Source organism: Cupriavidus sp. 8B (assembly GCF_054589115.1).
On record NZ_BAAILO010000417.1, the window covers coordinates 1 to 1160 of the forward strand.

The window sequence follows — 1160 nt, forward strand, 5'->3', positions numbered from 1 at the left end:
TGCCGGCCACGCCAACGCGCAATCGAACGTGACGCTCTACGGCCTCATCGACACCACCATCAGCACCATCAGCAACGCCAACGCAAAAGGCGATCGCCTCACCGGCTACCACCAGCCCGCCTGGTTCAGCGGCAACCGCTGGGGCCTGACCGGCGCGGAAGACATTGGCTTTGGCACCAAGGTGATCTTCAAGCTGGAGAGCGAGTTCCAGAGCTACAACGGCGCCATGGACACCCCCGGCGTGCTGTTCAACCGTGACGCCTGGGTCGGCATCAACAGCGATGTCTTCGGCAAGCTGACCTTCGGCCGCCAGAATGCGCTCGGACGCGACCCGATGGCCTCCGGCCTCTACGGCGATCCCTACGGCCCGGCGGCCATCACCACGGAAGAAGGCGGCTACACAAACAACAACAACTTCAAGCAGCTGGTGTTCTACGCAGGCAGCGCCACCGGCACCCGCATGGACAATGGCGTGGTGTGGAAGAAGCTGTTCGACAACGGCCTGACCGCCGGCGCGGCGTATCAATTCGGCGAAGTGCCGGGCGCGCCGTCGCGCAACACCACGGAAACCGTCACCCTGGGCTACAACGGCGGCAATTTCCACGTCTCGAGCTTCTTCACGCAGGCCAACGTGAATGGCCAGCGCAACCGTACCTATTCGGCTGGCGGCAACTATGTGTGGGGCATCGTGCGCGCCAGCGCAGGATATTTCCACTACACCGCGGAACAGGGCGCGCTGGGCCAGCGCAAGGACGACGCCTACACCGTGTCGCTCAAGGTCGACCCGGCAGGCGCCTTCGACTATGAGATCGGCTACCAGATGATGAAGGCCGGCCACGCCGCCCTGAATGCCGATGGCTTCACGATCAACGCTTACGGCAACACCGCTAGTTCGACCGCAACCGACAGCGGCCGCAAGAACACGGTGTACGGCTCGATCTTCTACCACTTCTCGAAGCGCACCGAGGTCTACCTGGCAGCCGACTACATGTTCCTGCAGCACGGCTATCACGCCGCGCAGTCGAACGGCTTCGCGCACCAGAGCGAGTTCGCCGTGGGTATGCGCACGCGCTTCTGATCCCATTTGCATCGGTCCCGTGCCTCGCGGCGCGGGCCTGGCTCCGAACTTTCCTTGTCCCGGCCACAAGCCGGGTTTTTTT

At 63.4% G+C, this 1160-nt stretch carries 1 protein-coding gene; it reads left to right on the plus strand.

Features of this window, described 5'->3' with window-relative positions:
- Window positions 1–1078, plus strand: a 1078-nt coding sequence (locus ACYP5B_RS39855) for a porin (RefSeq protein WP_459573311.1), incomplete at its 5' end; no start/stop codon positions are given.
- Between the last annotated feature and the right edge of the window lie 82 nt (window positions 1079–1160).